This window comes from Solilutibacter silvestris, from assembly GCF_050574925.1.
Classification (GTDB): domain Bacteria; phylum Pseudomonadota; class Gammaproteobacteria; order Xanthomonadales; family Xanthomonadaceae; genus Solilutibacter; species Solilutibacter silvestris_A.
This window is the reverse complement of sequence record NZ_JBCMOO010000002.1, coordinates 124,097-140,847: the sequence shown is the minus strand read 5'-3', so window position 1 is coordinate 140,847 and position 16,751 is coordinate 124,097. Positions and strand designations below refer to the sequence as shown.

Here is a 16,751-nt window from a genome sequence, read left to right as displayed (position 1 = left end):
TCGCCCGCCACGGACAGGTAAAATCGCCGTCATGACCGCACACGCCGATCCCGCCGACCACTTCGGACCCCATTCACGCCACCACACCAAGCCGGTCATGGTCGGCAAGGTGGAGGTCGGTGGCGGTGCGCCCGTCGTCGTGCAGTCGATGACCAATACCGATACTGCCGATGTCGCATCGACGACGAAACAGGTCGCCGAGTTGTGGCGGGCGGGATCGGAACTGGTGCGCGTCACCGTCAATACCGCCGAAGCCGCCGCCGCCGTGCCGCGCATCGTCGAGAAGCTGGCGATGATGGGCATCGACGTCCCGATCATCGGCGACTTCCACTACAACGGCCACACGCTGCTGACCAACGAACCGGCCTGTGCCGAGGCGTTGGGGAAATATCGCATCAATCCCGGCAACGTCGGCTTCGGCAAGAAGAAGGACACGCAGTTCGCGCAGTTGATCGAATTCGCGATCCGGTACGACAAGCCGGTGCGCATCGGCGCCAACTGGGGGTCGCTCGACCAGGCGCTGGCCGCGCAGCTGATGGATGAAAACCACGCCCGCGCCGAACCCTGGGATGCCGGGCGCGTGTTGCGCGAGGCCTTGATCCGTTCCGCGCTGGATTCGGCCCATCGCGCGGTGGAATTGGGCTTGCCTGCCGAACGCATCATCCTGTCGGCGAAGGTCAGTGGCGTGCAGGAACTGATCGCGGTCTATCGCGAGATGGCGCGTCGCAGCGATTTCGCCCTCCATCTCGGCCTCACCGAAGCCGGGATCGGCAGCAAGGGCATCGTCGCCTCGAGCGCCGCCCTGTCGGTACTGCTGCAGGAAGGCATCGGCGACACCATCCGCATTTCGCTCACCCCCGAGCCCGGCGCCTCCCGCACCCAGGAAGTGATCGTCGCCCAGGAGTTGTTGCAGACGATGGGCCTGCGCGCGTTCACGCCGATGGTCACGGCCTGCCCTGGGTGTGGTCGCACCACGTCCGAGTTCTTCCAGGAGCTCGCCGGGGTGGTGCAGGAGCATGTGCGTGCACGCATGCCGGAATGGAAGGTCAAATATCCCGGCGCCGAGAACATGACGCTGGCGGTGATGGGCTGCATCGTCAACGGTCCCGGCGAGTCGCGTCACGCCAATATCGGCATCTCGCTTCCGGGCACCGGCGAAGCGCCGGCCGCGCCGGTGTTCGAGGACGGGCAGAAGACCGTGACCTTGCGCGGCGAGGGCATCGCCCAGGAATTCATCGGCATCATCGACGCCTATGTCGCGCGGCGCTATGCCGTCCACGCCGACTGATCCCACGCAAAGCGACGCAGGCGCGTTGGCGTTCCTGCGTCGCAACGGCCGACGGATCGCGTTGCTGTTCATCGCGGTCCTGCTGCCGCTGTGGGGCTTTGGCGAGTTGGCGGAAGATGTCGGCGAAGGCCGCGATTTCGGCTTCGACCGCCCGATCCTCGAATGGCTGCATGTACATCACACGCCGATGTTCGATCAACTGGCGCTGCTGTTTTCGCGGCTCGGCTACCAGTACGGCGTCATTCCGTTCGACATCATCCTGGTTGCGGCGTTGTGGTTTCGCCAGCGCCGGCGTGATGCGGTGTTCGCGACAACGGCATTCATCGGGTCGGCGCTGATCAATATTGCCGCCAAGCATTACTACGGACGCGCGCGGCCATCGCTATGGGAATCGCTGGCGCCGGAAACCACCTTCAGCTTTCCCAGCGGCCACGCCATGGGGTCGATGACGCTGGCCACGGTTCTGGTCTTGCTGGCGTGGCGCACGCGCTGGCGTTGGCCGGTCGCCGCGGTTTCGGCGTTGTTCGTGCTCGCGATCGGGGCGTCGCGCCCCTACCTTGGCGTGCACTATCCCAGCGATGTCCTCGCCGGATGGGCCGCGGCGCTGGCCTGGGTGGTCGGCGTCTACGTGACGATGTTCGGCCTCCGGGCCGCTCAACGCTTCGGCAGGTAATCCGCCGGCAGCGGCGTGTCCGGCGTTTCGCCGACCCACATGATCGATACGATCCACCAGCGTTTGCCGTCAAACAGCAATTGCAGGCTGTTGATGCCGCGTTCGTGGTAGTCGCCCTTGTCGGTGCGGCCATCGTAGGTGCTGAACACCTGCGCCATGTTGCCGAAACGGTCGGTCTTGCGCGCCAGTTCACGCTCGTGGAAGCCGTCGCGTTCGATCAGCGCGCCGGAAGTCGCGACGTAATCGTTCACCGTCATCCAGCGCATGCGCACCGCGCCTTCCTTGGTCTTGCGCGTCGGGATCATGCGCGCTTCGGGCACGAACAGCGAACGCATGCGGTTCCAGTCGCGCGCCTTGCCCGGCGGCCCGGAAATCACGTCGTAGAGCGCGGCCATGATCGAGTCCATGCTGGCGACGTCGGCGGGCGCCGCCGCCGGCATGCTGGTGTTGAGCGGGGTGTCGGTGGTCATCGCCGGAGGCGTCGTCTGCGCCGCGAGTGGCGTGGCGATGGACAGGGCGAGCAGGGCAGGCAGCAGACGGCGCATGGCGAACTCCTTGAAGGGACGTGATTACTTCAGGACGGTTTCGGCGTCGACGATGTCGACGCCTTGCATCTGGCCGAGGAAAGTGTCGAACCACGGCTTGTGGGAACTGCCGACGACCGACAGCACGCGCGCACCCGGGTGGTAGGCGAACGCGGCACGGATGTTGGCGACCATGCGCAGGTTGCGGGTTTCCCAGCCGGCCACGTAGAGGCGGCCGAAATGCTGCGGGGAGGGATCGCGCAGCGCGCCGCCGAAATCGGCATCGATCGCCAGATGCTGGTAACCGGGCTGGTTGACGAAGCGATAGAGCGCGAGCATGTCGCCGCTTTTCGCCAGCGCGTCTTGTCGTTCGCGCGCCTGCAGGGCTTCTTTCGACGCGGTGCCCCAGGCTGCGGTGATCGCCTTTTCGTAAGCAGCCTCGTCATCGATCTCGATGTTGTCGCCGGTGTGGTCGTCGGTCGAATACAGGCGCTGCAACCCGAGTCTTGCCGCCAGCGCGGCGGCAACCAGGTAGTTTTCATTGTTGCGCGTGGTCAGCGTGTCGAGCTTCTTCGCGAGTTCGGCATCGATGCCGTCACCGGCGCGACGTTCCGCTTTCGGCAATTGCAGCCACTGCACCACGGCGGAGGGATCGTCGCCGGCGGCGAGGAAGACGCTGGCGAGATGACGACGCTGTGCGGCGGTCGGGTTCTGCGGCCAGTTCTTCAAAAGGGTCTTCTGTTCGGCGATCGCGGCGGGCACGTCGAGTCCGGTCGCGGCCTTCGCCGCTGCCGTGCTGCGGCAATAGGGGCCGATATCCTTCGGGCTGTAGATCGCGGGATGACGGGCGATCAGGTCGCATTGTTCGCCGGGCAACGATTCGATGGTGATGATGTCGGGGCGATACGCCGCCAGGCGATCCAGTACCGGCTGCAGCGATTCCGCCTTGAAATCCTTGGGCATGCCCGAGAGATGCGCGGAACCCAGCACCAGTACCTGGGTGCGCGGCGCGGGCATGCCGGCGTCGAGTTTCGAGATGTCGACTTGTTGCGCGTTGGCGAGCGCGCCGGCGCAGGCCAACGCGACGGCGATGGCAAGGGGGAAAAGACGCATGCAGAACGATTTCCGTATCGGGACCCGACGACCTTAAGCCAGAACCGCGCGACGCCCCCGTGCCATTGGTCATCCGCGCGAGGGCGGCGCGTCAACGCCCGGCTTCGGCGGCCTCGCTGGCGGCGATGCTGCGGTGCTGCCGCGCGAGCTGCGCCTCGCGATGGGCGATGTAGGCGGTCGAGGCGAAGATGATGCCGGCGCCGAGCAGCGTCCAGCGGTCGACGTGTTCGTCGAACAACAGCCAGCCCGCGATCGTCACCACCACCAGTTGCACGAAGCTGATCGGCGTCAGTGCCGAGACTTCGCCGAGCTTGAGCGCACGCGTCCACATCACCTGGCCGACGGTGCCGAGCGCGCCGGTCAGCGCCAGCCACAACCAGGTGATGCCCTGCGGCCAGTGCCACTGGAACAGCGCGGCGACCAGCGACATCGGCACCCACAGCATGTAGGTCCAGAACACGATGGTGTCCGGGCCGTCCGTGGTGGAAAGCTCCTTGATCTGGATGGCGACGATCGCGCTGGTGATGGCTGCGGCCACCGCGACCAGCGATCCGAGGGTGAACGTGTGCGAGAACGGACGCACGATCACCAGCATGCCGATGAAACCGATGGCGACGGCGAGCCAGCGACGTATGCGCACGACTTCGCCCAGCATCAGCACGGCGGCAATCGTGACGAAGATGGGCGAGGAATACGCCAGCGCGATCGCCTGCGACAACGGCAGGTTGGCGATCGACCAGAAGCCGAGGAACATCCCGATCATGCCGATCAGTGCGCGCACGCCGTAGCGCGACAGTCGGGTGGTGTGCACGGTCTTGCGGAATGCCGCGCGCGGATTGGGCGTCCGCAATGCGGGACCGAGCAGCAGCGGCAACAACGCGATCAACCCGAAGAAGTTGCGGAAGAAGGCGATTTCCAGCGTCGATTCGGTCTTCGAGGCGAGCCGGATCGTCACCGCCATCAGGCCGAAGCCGACGGTGCTGAGCAGCATGTACAGCGCAGCGCGCAGCAGGGGCGGGCGTTGCTGCGCTGGCGTGGCGGCGTTCACTCGTTCGTGCTCACCAGCTCGCGCCGATGATGCGGGGTTCCGGTTCGATCGCGACGCCGAAGCGTTCCTGCACCGATGCGGCGATGCGTCGCGCGAGATCGAGCAGTTGCGCGCCGCTGGCGTTGCCGTGGTTGACCAGCACCAGCGCGTGCCCGGCGGAGACCCCGGCGTCACCGTCGCGATGGCCCTTCCAGCCGCAACGATCGATCAGCCACGCCGCGGACAATTTGCGGCGGTCGGGTGAACCGGCGGGAAAGACCGGGAGATCGGAGTGCTCGCTGCGTAGTGCATCGGCGAAGTCGCTCGCCACGATCGGATTCTTGAAGAAGCTGCCGGCATTGCCGATCACGGCAGGGTCGGGTAACTTGCGGCGACGGATGCGGATCACCGCCGAGGCGACATCGTCCGCGGTCGGTTCGGCGATCCCCATCGTCGCCAGTTCCTCGCGGATGCCGGCGTAGTCGAGTCGCAACCGCGGTTGGCGATCGAGGCGGAATTCCACAGAGGTCACCACGTAGCGATCGGGTTCGTGCTTGAAGCGACTGTCGCGATAGGTGAAGGCGCAATCGGCGGCGGCGAAGCGCAGCCAGCGCGCATCGTGGCGATCCCAGGCGTCGACGGCGATGATCCGTTCCATCACTTCGACGCCGTAGGCGCCGATGTTCTGGATCGGCGAAGCGCCGACCGTGCCGGGAATCAGCGACAGGTTCTCCAGACCGGACCAGCCGCGCTGCAACGTGGCCATCACGAAGTCGTGCCAGACCGCGCCGGCGCCGCAACGCACGTCGACGTGGTCGTCGTTTTCCGCGCTCACCGCGATGTCGTCGTTGGCGAGTTCAAGCACGGCATCGGGAGCCGCGACCAGCAACAGGTTGCTGCCGCCACCGAGCACCAGCGCATCCGGCGCCATCGCCAGTGCGTCCGGCAGTTGCTTGGAATCGCGGACGCGCAATGCGAGCGGCGTGGCGACGTCGATTCCGAAGGTGTTGCGCGTGCGCAGCGATTGCGCGCGGGTGACCTGCAGGCCGTCGCTCATTTCAGCGCAGGCGTCGAGGCTTGCTGGGTGCGCCGGTGGATCGCGTCGACGCATTCACGGATCAGGCGCGGCCCCCGGTAGATCAGCCCGGTGTAGAGCTGCACCAGTTGCGCGCCGGCCGCGGTCTTGGCGATGGCATCGGTACCGCTGGAAATGCCGCCGACGCCGATCATCGGGATGTGGTCCGAGAGTCGCGCGCGCAGGCGGCGCAGGGTCGCGGTTGAGCGTTCCAGCAGCGGGGCGCCGGAGAGGCCGCCGGCTTCGGCCGCCAGCGGGCTCGGCTGGATTTCGCTGCGCGAAACCGTGGTGTTGGTGGCGATCACGCCGTCGACATCGAGATCGTTGAAGACGCGTGCGATCGCATCGATGTCCTCGTCGCTGAGGTCCGGCGAAATCTTCACCAGCAGCGGCACGCGCCGGCGCTGCTGGCCGGCCAGCCGTTCCTGGGCATCGCGCAGTCCAGAAACCAGCCGACGCAGCGATTGTTCTTCCTGCAATTCGCGCAGGCCCGCGGTATTCGGCGAGGAAATGTTGACGGTGATGTAGTCCGCCAGTGGGTAGGCGCGCTCGAGGCAGATCAGGTAGTCGCTCAGTGCATCGGCATTGGCGGTGTCGCGGTTCTTGCCGATGTTGATGCCGAGGATGCCGCGCTGCGCGCCGCCATGGATGTGTTTCGAACGCTCGACGTTGCGCACCAGCGCGTCGATGCCGTCGTTGTTGAAACCCATGCGGTTGATGATGGCGTCGTGCTCGGCGACGCGGAACAGGCGCGGCGCCGGATTGCCGGCCTGCGGCCGCGGCGTGACCGTCCCGACTTCGATGAAGCCGAAGCCGAGCCCGAACAGCGCGTCGACGTGCGCGCCGTTCTTGTCCAGGCCTGCGGCCAATCCGACCGGATTGGGAAAACGCAGGCCCAGGGCCGACGTCGGCAACGGCGCTGGCGGACGCACCAGCAAACCCTGCAACCCGGTCGCGTGCACGCGGTCGAGCCAACGCAACGCACGATCGTGCGCGCGTTCGGCATCCATCGACATCAGCAGCGGGCGGGCGAGGGCGTACATCGGTCAGTAATTCCTTTTACTTTGCCAATTCGATCAGAGGTCGAACTTGATGCCCTGGGCCAGCGGCAACGCGTCGGAATAGTTGATCGTATTCGTCTGGCGACGCATGTAGGCCTTCCACGCATCCGAACCGGATTCGCGACCGCCGCCGGTTTCCTTCTCGCCACCGAAGGCGCCGCCGATTTCCGCGCCGCTGGTGCCGATGTTGACGTTGGCGATGCCGCAGTCGGAACCCGAGGCCGCGAGGAAGGCTTCCGCGCGCTTCAAATTGGTGGTGAAGATCGACGACGACAGACCCTGCGGCACGTCGTTCTGCATCTCGATGGCGTCGTCGATGTCGCGATACTTCATCACGTAGAGGATGGGCGCGAAGGTTTCCATCTGCACGACTTCGGCATCGTTCTTGAGGCCGGTGACGATCGCCGGCAGCACGAAGTTGCCCTTGCGGTCATCCAGTGCCTTGCCGCCGCTTTCGATGGTGCCGCCGCTGGCCTTGGCCTTCTCGATCGCGGCGAGGTAGGCCTTGACACCGTCCTGGCTGTTGAGCGGGCCCATCAGGTTCGCCGGATCGGTGGGATCGCCGATCTTCTTCTCGACCTGCGCATAGGCGGTCTTGAGCTTGGCGAGCACGTCGTCGTAGATCGATTCGTGGACGAACAGGCGACGCGTGGTGGTGCAGCGCTGGCCGGCGGTGCCGACCGCGCCGAACACGATCGCGGGGATCGCCAACTTCAGCTCGGCGGTCTCGTCGACGATGATCGCGTTGTTGCCGCCGAGTTCAAGCAGGCTGCGGCCCATGCGGGTGGCGACGCGCTCGCCGACGTTGCGGCCAACCTTGGTGCTGCCGGTGAAGCTGACCAGGGCGACGCGCTTGTCGTCGACGAAGGACTGCGCGAGTTCGGTGCCGGCGTCGTTGAACAGGAAGAACAGGTCGGGGAATCCGCCGGCCTTCAGCGCCTCATTGCAGATCTTCATCGATGCGATTGCCGACAGCGGTGTCTTCGGCGACGGCTTCCAGATCGAGATGTCGCCGCACACCGCGGCGACGAAGCTGTTCCATGCCCATACCGCGACCGGGAAGTTGAAGGCCGAGATGATGCCGACCAGGCCGATCGGATGCCACTGCTCGTACATGCGGTGGCCGGGGCGTTCGCTGTGCATGGTCAGGCCGTACAGCTGGCGCGACAGGCCGACGGCGAATTCGCCGATGTCGATCATTTCCTGCACTTCGCCATCGCCTTCCGGCTTCGACTTGCCCATTTCCAGCGCGACCAGCGAACCCAGCGCGTCCTTGTGGGTGCGCAGTGCATCGGCGCACAGGCGGATCGCTTCGCCGCGGCGCGGCGCCGGCGTCTTGCGCCACACCTTGAATGCCGCCTGCGCGCGTTCGACGATGGTGTCGTAGTCGGACTGCGAGGAGGCATGGACCTTGCCCAGCACGTCGCCGGTGGTCGGATTCACCGGTTCCAGCACGCCGGCGTCGCTGGTCTTCGACCATTCGCCATTGCCGAGATAGGTGCCGGATTCGTTCTCGCTCAGGCCGAGCGCGGACAGGACGGGGTGCAGGGACATGGGATCTCCGATTGAAATGGCGGCCCCGGCGCGATTCGAACGCACGACCTTCCCCTTAGGAGGGGGACGCTCTATCCAGCTGAGCTACGGGGCCAAGACGACAATTTTCGCAGAGAACCGGTCGCGATGCCGCATTGCGGCGATTCGCCCAGGGTTTCAGGCGTTTCGCGCCTGCCAATGGCCCAATACCGTCAATCCGCCGAGTCCGGGTACCGAACCGGCCAGCAATGCGCGATGGACGTAGTCGGATGCGGCGAGGCAGGCTGCGCGCGGCGACAGACCCAGGGCCAGGTTGGCGGCGATCGCCGAGGACAGCGTGCAGCCGGTGCCGTGGCCCTCGACGTCGATGCGCGGGTGTTCGATCGATGTCGTGCCGTCCGGCCCGAGGTAAAGATCGCGCACCGGATCGCCGGGGACGTGGCCGCCCTTGAGGAAGACCGCATGTGCGCCCGACGCCACCAGCCTGGATGCCGCGGGTTCGAGATCGTCGCGATCGTGGATGGTTCCCGAGCCCAGCGCTTCCGCTTCCGGGACATTCGGCGTCACCACCGTCGCCAACCGCATCAGTCGCGTGCGTAGGGCGGTGATCGCGCCGTCCTCGAGCAGCTTCGCGCCGGAGGTCGCGATCATCACCGGATCAAGGACGATGGCGAGGTCGCGGCTTGCATCCCGTCGTCGCGCAAGCACGTCGACCACGGTGTCGATGACCTCGCGATTGGCGAGCATGCCGATCTTCACCGCGCGCACGTCGAAGTCGTCGAAACAGGCGTCGAGTTGCGCGCGCAGGAATTCGACCGGCGGCACATGGACCGCGCTGACGCCTTGCGTGTTCTGCGCGGTGAGCGCGGCGATCGCCGACAGGCCATGCACGCCGTGCGCCGCGAAGGTCTTGAGGTCGGCCTGGATGCCAGCGCCGCCGCCGGAATCGCTGCCGGCGATGGTGAGGACGGAGGCGCGGCGTGGCTGTGCAACGGAAGAATTCATGCAGGCCAGTGTGCAGGGTTGGCGTCCACCAAGGCAATGCGATCGCGACGAAAACCCGTCAGCGCGATGCTGCCCCGGCGCGCGCCGCCGCATCATGGACGCCGGCGGCGGCTTCGATCGCATCCTGAACGCGCCCGCGGCGACGCAAGTCGCCTTCATGCGCCTGCCGGACCATTCCCAGCAATTCACTCGTGGCGCGGATGTACATGCGCAAGCGATTGGCCGTCGCATTCAAATGGTCGACGATCAGCATGAAGTCTTCGAGGGTGATGGCGAATCCAGCGGCTTCCGTTTCGGCTAGATCGGCAACCGTCCTGGGTACCCCGTCGCCGCTTTGTGCAGCCATCGCCGCGGCTTCATCGGCGGCCTGGCGGTATTGCTGTTCGTGGGTCTGGAAGCCCAGCAGCAGTTGCTCGATATCGGCCAGTTCGTCCAGGCGTCCGCGCACGCCTCCCAGCAACATGCCGCCGAGTTCGTCGAGCAGGCGATTGAACGCATCCTCGTCGTGGGCGGCTGAAGCGGCATCGAAACGCCGGGTGAAGTCGCGCTCCCAATCGCCACCGCCATCGATGTAGTCCACGCGGACCCAGTGCGTTGTCGCACGCAGCAACTGCCCGAGGTAGTTGACGTCGATATCCAGTGGTTCGACGGCAAGCCCGCGTTCGACATGACTGCGCAGGTTCCACAGGTCGATGCCGTCGGCCGCCAGGTCGCGTGCGCGCTGGCGTTCACGCTGTTGATCGGCCAAACGCATCGATTGGGCCAATTCGGAGTAGGTGGACGCGCGCGCGCCGCTGGCGATGATGGTCAGCAAGGTGGCGATGGCTGCAGCCGCTCCGGCCCTGCGTATGCGCTCCGACGCCAGGCGTTGCCGACGGGACAGGCGGAAATGCTGCACGAATTCTTCCAACGCATCCGAGCTGGCATCGGCATAGCGCCCCATAGGGAATGGCGTCGCCGCGCCGAAGCGATTGAGCCATTGCCGGTTGCGCGGGGCCGGTTGCAGATGGAAGTTGCGCGCCTGGAATACATAGAAAGGAACGCGGTCGCGCGGGATCATGTGGTCGATATCGATCGTGATCCAACGGCTTGCGCCACCCGGCGGCTCGTACAGGAATTCCGGGGCCAGGCCCTGGCTGCGGCCGGTGCTGCTGAGCCGCAAGCGGCCGGCGGCAATTTCCCGGTCGACGATGGCGCCACCTGCCGTGCTGCCGTACACCGCGCGCCACATCGTGGTGCGCGCGTTGTCCCATTGCCCATCGCCAAGGTCATAGGCCTGGTTGAGCAAAACCAATGCGCGCGCGCGGTCTTCCGAGGTCAGTTCGGTGCTGGTGCGGCCCATGATCGTGCGGAATTCGGTTTCGCCGACCGTGATCCCGGCTTGCGCGCGGGCCACGCGCGCATCGTTTGCAAGCGCGCCCGGTGCTTCGTTGCGCAGCACGGTGCTGAGGGCGTTCAAGGTCTGTTCGCGCTGGCGCAGGGAGGCCTCGAACGCCAGGCGCTGGGCGGACGGCGTCGGCACTTCGCCGCTGCCGGCGCCGGGCATGCGTACCCCTGGTGGCTCGGTTGGCACGATCGCACGCTCGACCGCGCGATCGACGGCGGGATCAATGCCGCGTGCGGCTGGACCTGTCCCGCGTTCGGCTTGGGTGCGCGGATCGCACATCGTGGAGTTGCCTCGCTCAGGTCTCGATCACGCCGCCGGGCTGGCCTTGGACCAGCACGAACTTGTCGACGCTGGTCGGATCAATATCGAGCACGTCGCCGGCGATCCTGGCGGCGCGCCGCAACGCATCGATACGCTTGGCGCGCACTTCCTCCTCGACCTTGAGCACATCCAGGCCGCGGTGGGCGAGTTTGAACGGCTCAAGCAGGCTGCCATCGCCCTTCAAGGCTTCCATGAACAATTGCCCGGTCGGCAGCACGATTTCCTGCTCGGCATCGGGCCAGCGCAACATGGCGTCCACCACCATGCTCGCCAGTCGCGTGCGGCCGGCCTCGTCGAGCGCGGCGTCCGGATCGTTCCAGGCCGCCTGCGCGTAGGCGAGCAGCTCGGCACCGGTATAGGGCAGTTCGAAAGCAGGATCGCGCACGCCGAAATACTCGTCCGCGAACGGATGAAGCATCACGTCGGTCAGCTGGCAGCACGCGCGCAACGGGAAGATCGCGAAATTGCCACGGAATCCCAGCAGCCGGTCGAGGTCGGCGATGTCGCCGAGCTTGCGCTGGGGCAGGGCGTCGAGGCTGGCCGGCGGTGCCGGCGGCACGAATTCGAGCACGTAGGCCGCGCCTTCGCGCATGAGTCCGGGCACTTCCTCGTCGAGTTCTTCCGGCCGCGCCGCGCGCAGGCGGTAATCGTCGGGATTTGGCGGAAAGAACGGAACTTCGCGGTCGTACAGGCTGAAGTAACGCGCGTCCGGATGCTCGCGCATCCATTGCTGCTGCATGTAGTGGAAGATGTTGTTCTTCACGTGCAGGCGCAGCTGCAAGATGGCAGTGTCCCGCTGCGCCTTCTGCTTGATCGCGGCGGCGAAGCGCTTGCTGGCTTCGTCCAGCGCCGATTGCGCGCGCGCAAGCGCCGCACCCTTCGACTCGATTTCGGCATCCAGGTATTCCAACGCCTTCTCGGCGGCCTTGCGCCGCGATTCCAGGCGCTCGTCGGTGTCGCTCTGGCCGCCCCCGAACAATTCGGTGAGCCCGCCGCTGAAGATCGCCGCGGCGATGCGGTCGCCATCGCTTACCTCGCTTGCGCGCGCTTCGCCTTCACCTTGCAGGAAGCGCACGATCTGGGCACGACGGTTGCGCGCCTGTTCGGCGAGCCCGTTGTATTCCATTTCCAGGGCCTGGGTAAGCCGTTGCTGGGCGAGAAAATTGGTGCGTAGCAATTCCAGCTCGAGGTCATCGCCGGTCCTGCCGTCTTCCAGATAGCGCAGGGCCGGTCGCAGTTCCGCGTCAAGCAAGCTGTCGCGCAGCATCCAGGCATGCTCAAGCAGCCAGCCTTCGTCGATGTCGTGCGGCATCGGCATGTCCATTGCCACGAGGATCACGGGCTGCACGCGGTGCAGGCGACTGGCGACCTGATAGCGGCGTTCCAGTTCGTAAAGCAGGTAGGTGACGGTGATCTCGTTGTTCGGATTGGACAGGGTGTGCTTGGCGTTGCTTTCGGTATAGGTCTCGGTTTCGCTTTCGATGGTGACTTCCGATTCGCTCTTGACCTGTTCGGCGGCCTTGCGCGCGATTTCGGCGAACGTCTTCTGCATCCGCCGGCTTTCCTGGGTGAAGTTCTGGCTGAACTCGGAGCTGGCGCCAATGGTCCCGATGCCGATGTTGAGTTCGGCTTCGGAGGAAAGCCGGTTGTTGATCGCCATCGTGCTGGCGTTCAGTGCCTCCTGTTCGGTGCGGGTGGTGGACTGGGTCTCGCGCGACGACTCCTGGGATTGCTTGCTGGTACGGCGTTCGTGCTCGGTCCGCTTGCTGCTGCGCTTGATCGTGAACTCGCGACTCTCGCCCGGCGCCAATGGCATGGTCTCGACCAATCGACCGACCTGGTAGCTGACCGGAGACCATTGCTGGCGGTAAGTCAGCAGCGCGCCGTAATTGACCGTGCCTGGCGCGAACACCGAGAAGTGGTAGGTTTCGGCCAACGAAGCTTCCAGGTCCGACACCAGCGCTTCGGCAGTCGCGATCGGGCTGCGGCTGTGCGCGGCCAGGATCGCTTCGGCATCGCTGCGATCGGCTTCGGGAGAAGAGGGGGCCGCCTGGCCGCCGGTCGTCACCGTCGTCCACGACTGGCCATCCGCGCGACGCACGCTGATCTGCGGTGCGCGCGCCTGGATGCGCTCGGCCAATTGCATCAGCATGGATTTTCCGGTTTCGTCGAGGCCATTCCATTGCGAAGCGGTCAGCCAGGGCAGGGTGCCGGCCACTTCCGAAGGTACGCTTTCGATGCCGGCGTATGCGGCGCTGCCGAGGATGTCGTCGAGCAGGCTGCGCAATTCCTGCGCGCTGCTGACGCCTTCGATACCCGTGCCGGAAATGCCGTAATCCGTTTCCAGGCGCACGAGGTTGCGATACAGCTCGCGTGCGCTGCGCTCGAAATTGTGGTCGAAGAAACTGGTCCAGACCGATTCGAATGCGATTTGCAGCACATTGAGGTCGCGCGTTGCCACGACGTTGGCTGGGCCACCGGACATCTCCAGTTTGCGGACGATGTCTTTTATCCGCAGCAAGTCGTCGGCGGGCGTGGTGCCACGGGCACTGTCGATGTCGGGCAGTTGCGCCACTTGCGCGCGCAGGCGCTGCAGGATCTCGTTGCGTACCAGGGTCGCCGTCGCATCCGCGTCTCCCCCAGCGGGGGGCGTATCCGTTTGGGGGACAGGCGTTGTTGTCGATAAGGCGCGCACCGCGCGGCGTGCCTGCAATGCAGTCAACAGGTCGCGATTGCGCAGTAGCGTGCCGTCCGAACCAAGCCTGTGCGCGAGATCGCAAAAGGTGACCGGGAAAGTCGCGCCCGCGGCGATCGCCGCCGGATCGCCTCCAAGCGCGCGCAAGTCGGCATCGCCCAGGCGGAAACGCATCGCGACGCGGGTCTCGCGATGTTGCTCCAGGGTGCGCCGCCAACGGAGATGCAGGGCGTCGCGCACCGCGGCGAGCGCTGGCGACAGGCCAATGAAGCCCAGGCGCGGAAACACGCCATCGTTTGCCAGCCGCTCCATCAAACCGTTGACGGTCGTTCGTTCCTGTGCGAGCACGGGCAGCGCCAGGCCGACATATTTGCGCTGAACCTGGGCGATGGCCTTGCGTTGACTGGTTTGCTGTTCCAGGCGGAGACGCAGGGTATCGGCGCCCAATCCCGCGGCGGATGTTTGCGGAAGGCGTATCCCGGCGCGCTCCAATTGCGCCTGGTCAATCTGGATGACGAAACTTTCGATGTCCGCGGCGTTGGCAATCGCAGTGCTGGTCCGGAACAGCAGGCGATGTTCGTAATCCAGTCCATTCGCCTGCTTGGCGGAAGCGGGGCGATCGGGACCGAGAATGCACAGCATCAGGTCGGGACGCGATGCCTTGCCTCCGGCCGGGGCGAAGCGCGCCTCGTCGAAGTCCAGGCTGAACCGGCCTTCGGCATCCGTCAGTATCGATCCCAAGCGCTCGTTGCCGGCGAAGGCCGTCGTGTTGGCATGGGTCGGCAGCGTCGACAGGGACGAACCGGGATCGAATATGCAGACCACCAAATCGGCGATGCCGCTGCCGCTTTCCGCTACGACCACTCTGCCCTGGACGCGATACGCCATTGCCGTGCCCCGTTGGATGCAACCCGGCGACTATAGTCCTTCGGCTCCGGAACCGGGAGGGCGGTCGTGCAGCATGGCGAATTGCCGGTAGGCCACATAGCCGATGCCGACGAGGCCGGTCATCGCCGCCGGAAACAGCAGCGCGTCATAACCGATCCGCACAAACAGCCAGCCGCCGATGATGCCGCCGGCAAGGAAGCTGGAAATGATCAGCACGCTCAGCAACAGGCGACGGCGTTGCAACGGCATCCCGCGCAACGCATGGCCGATGCCGATCCCGAGGTCGGTGAACATTCCGCTCAGGTGCGTGGTGCGGATCACCGCGCCGCTGAAGGTCGTCGCCATCGCGTTCTGCAGACCGCAGGCGGCCGCGGCGAGCAGCGGTCCGCCGATGGATTGCGCGGCGAACAACGGCACGGCGAGGAACAGCAGGACCGATTCGATCATCAGCACCACGCCGTAGCGACGACCGAGCCGCAGGGTGCTGTCCTGCACGATCATGCCGCTCAACATCGCGCCTGCGAGGAAGGCCAGCGCCATCCCGCCCAGCCGCAGCATCGCCGCGACGTCGCCATGCGCGATCGCCGCGCCGAGCAGGCTGGTGTTGCCGGTGAGGTGGGTGATCGCCTGGTGCTGGAAGCCGAGGAAGCCGATGACGTTGATCATGCCGGCGATGCAGGCCAGCGATCCCGCGCCGATCCACACCCACCGCGGCAACTGCACGCCCATCCGCGCTACAGCACTTCCGACGCCTGATCGGCCAGTCGCGAACGCTCGCCGCGACGCAGCGTCACGTGCGCGCTGTGTTCCCAGTTCTTGAAGCGATCGACGACGTAGGTCAGGCCCGAGGTCGTTTCGGTGAGGTAGGGCGTGTCGATCTGCTCGACGTTGCCGAGGCAGACGATCTTGGTGCCCGGGCCTGCGCGCGTGATCAGCGTCTTCATCTGCTTCGGCGTCAGGTTCTGCGCTTCGTCGAGGATCAGGTAGCGACTGAGGAAGGTGCGGCCGCGCATGAAGTTCATCGAACGGATCTTGATGCGCGAGGCGAGCAGGTCGTTGGTGGCCGCGCGGCCCCACGATCCGCCTTCCTTGTTGTTCGGCATCAGCACTTCGAGGTTGTCGGTCAGCGCGCCCATCCACGGCGTCATCTTTTCTTCCTCGGTGCCGGGCAGGAAGCCGATGTCCTCGCCGACGCTCACCGTCGCGCGGGTCATGATGATTTCGCGGTAACGCTGCGCATCCATCGTCTGCGCGAGGCCGGCGGCCAGGGTCAGCAGCGTCTTGCCGGTGCCGGCGGTGCCGAGCAGGGTGACGAAGTCGATCTCGGGATCCATCAATGCGTTGAGCGCGAAATTCTGCTCGCGATTGCGCGCGCTGATGCCCCAGACCGCGTGCTGGTGCGAACGGAAATCGTCGACGATCTGCAGCACCGCCTTGCCGTCGGCGATCTTCGCCACGCGGAATTCGGACTGCTCGTCGCCGGGCAGGTAGAGGAACTGGTTGGCGTGCCAGTCGTCGCCCTCGGCCATCGCCACTTCATAGAAGGTGCGGCCCTTGTCGGTCCACGACTTCAGGTCCTTGCCGTTGCGCGACCAGAAGTCCTCGGGCAGTGCCTGCGAACCGGTGTAGAGCAGGCTGAAGTCGTCGAGCGCGCGATCGTTTTCGTAATCCTCGCTGACGATGCCGGCGATCGCCGCCTTGATCCGCAGGTTGATGTCCTTGGACACGAACACCACCGGGGTTTCCGGCTCGTGCGCCTGCAACGACAGGATCGCCGCCAGGATGTGGTTGTCGGGCATCGCCGTGCCCATCACCTTGCCGCCGCCGAAATCGCTGGTCTGGAAACGCAGCACGCCGCTGCCGGCTTCGCTGCGCAGCTGCAGTCCGCCGGGCGGGCGCAGCTTCAATCCGGTCGCGATCTTGTCGGTGCCCTGTTCTTCGATCAGCTCGTTCATGAACCGGCTGACCTGGCGCGCATTGCGGCTCGCTTCCGACGTGCCTTTCTTGCTGTTGTCGAGCTCCTCGATCACCTGCATCGGCAGGAACACGTCGTGTTCCTCGAACTTGAACAGGGCGGTGGGATCGTGCATCAGCACGTTGGTATCCAGCACGTAAATGCGCTTGCCCTTGGTCATGCGGATGGATTCCCTTTGCAGTGGAG

General features: G+C 65.7%; 13 protein-coding genes and 1 tRNA gene. 2 read left to right on the top strand and 12 right to left on the bottom strand.

Translation table 11 applies throughout. The features are described from left to right. Positions 1–31 precede the first annotated feature (31 nt). Both ispG and ABE093_RS01140 read left to right on the top strand, forming a co-directional pair. Positions 32–1,288, top strand: a complete 1,257-nt coding sequence (ispG, locus tag ABE093_RS01145; protein ID WP_430759025.1) for a flavodoxin-dependent (E)-4-hydroxy-3-methylbut-2-enyl-diphosphate synthase — start codon at positions 32–34, stop codon at positions 1,286–1,288. After that, a complete protein-coding gene (locus ABE093_RS01140) occupies positions 1,254–1,961 on the top strand; it encodes a phosphatase PAP2 family protein (RefSeq protein ID WP_430759024.1) in 708 nt (235 codons plus the stop codon). The genes ispG and ABE093_RS01140 overlap by 35 nt, the downstream gene beginning before the upstream one ends. Here the strand turns inward: ABE093_RS01140 and ABE093_RS01135 are convergent. The 12 genes from ABE093_RS01135 to ABE093_RS01080 all read right to left on the bottom strand — a co-directional run bounded on the left by ABE093_RS01135 (position 1,943) and on the right by ABE093_RS01080 (position 16,725). Further along, on the bottom strand, positions 1,943–2,506 hold the full coding sequence (locus ABE093_RS01135; RefSeq protein ID WP_430759023.1) for a hypothetical protein: 564 nt from the start codon (positions 2,504–2,506) through the stop codon (positions 1,943–1,945). The two genes, ABE093_RS01140 and ABE093_RS01135, sit on opposite strands and share 19 nt — an antisense overlap. A 24-nt stretch (positions 2,507–2,530) precedes the next feature. Then, on the bottom strand, positions 2,531–3,598 hold the full coding sequence (locus ABE093_RS01130) for a DUF5694 domain-containing protein (RefSeq protein ID WP_430759022.1): 1,068 nt from the start codon (positions 3,596–3,598) through the stop codon (positions 2,531–2,533). Between the two features lie 91 nt (positions 3,599–3,689). Continuing rightward, the gene (locus tag ABE093_RS01125; RefSeq protein WP_430760052.1) at positions 3,690–4,589 is read right to left on the bottom strand and encodes a DMT family transporter; all 900 of its coding nucleotides are present in this window, start codon (positions 4,587–4,589) and stop codon (positions 3,690–3,692) included. Between the two features lie 67 nt (positions 4,590–4,656). Next, positions 4,657–5,682: a UDP-N-acetylmuramate dehydrogenase gene (gene murB / locus ABE093_RS01120; protein WP_430760051.1), complete on the bottom strand. Its 1,026-nt coding sequence runs from the start codon at positions 5,680–5,682 to the stop codon at positions 4,657–4,659. Then, the gene (locus ABE093_RS01115) at positions 5,679–6,743 is read right to left on the bottom strand and encodes a quinone-dependent dihydroorotate dehydrogenase (RefSeq protein ID WP_430759021.1); all 1,065 of its coding nucleotides are present in this window, start codon (positions 6,741–6,743) and stop codon (positions 5,679–5,681) included. Before ABE093_RS01115 ends, murB begins: the two co-directional genes overlap by 4 nt. A gap of 33 nt (positions 6,744–6,776) precedes the next feature. After that, positions 6,777–8,315, bottom strand: a complete 1,539-nt coding sequence (gene amaB / locus ABE093_RS01110; RefSeq protein ID WP_430759020.1) for an L-piperidine-6-carboxylate dehydrogenase — start codon at positions 8,313–8,315, stop codon at positions 6,777–6,779. Between the two features lie 17 nt (positions 8,316–8,332). Next, positions 8,333–8,409, bottom strand: a tRNA-Arg gene (locus ABE093_RS01105). Positions 8,410–8,471: 62 nt separating this feature from the next. Next, positions 8,472–9,299, bottom strand: a complete 828-nt coding sequence (gene thiD / locus ABE093_RS01100) for a bifunctional hydroxymethylpyrimidine kinase/phosphomethylpyrimidine kinase (protein ID WP_430759019.1) — start codon at positions 9,297–9,299, stop codon at positions 8,472–8,474. Between the two features lie 58 nt (positions 9,300–9,357). Then, positions 9,358–10,965 (bottom strand): hypothetical protein, encoded by a 1,608-nt coding sequence (locus ABE093_RS01095; protein ID WP_430759018.1) that lies wholly within the window; start codon positions 10,963–10,965, stop codon positions 9,358–9,360. Between the two features lie 16 nt (positions 10,966–10,981). Further along, a complete protein-coding gene (locus tag ABE093_RS01090) occupies positions 10,982–14,590 on the bottom strand; it encodes a hypothetical protein (protein WP_430759017.1) in 3,609 nt (1,202 codons plus the stop codon). 30 nt (positions 14,591–14,620) lie between these two features. Beyond that, positions 14,621–15,319, bottom strand: a complete 699-nt coding sequence (locus ABE093_RS01085) for a YoaK family protein (protein WP_430759016.1) — start codon at positions 15,317–15,319, stop codon at positions 14,621–14,623. A gap of 5 nt (positions 15,320–15,324) precedes the next feature. Next, positions 15,325–16,725, bottom strand: a complete 1,401-nt coding sequence (locus ABE093_RS01080) for a PhoH family protein (protein WP_430759015.1) — start codon at positions 16,723–16,725, stop codon at positions 15,325–15,327. Between the last annotated feature and the right edge of the window lie 26 nt (positions 16,726–16,751).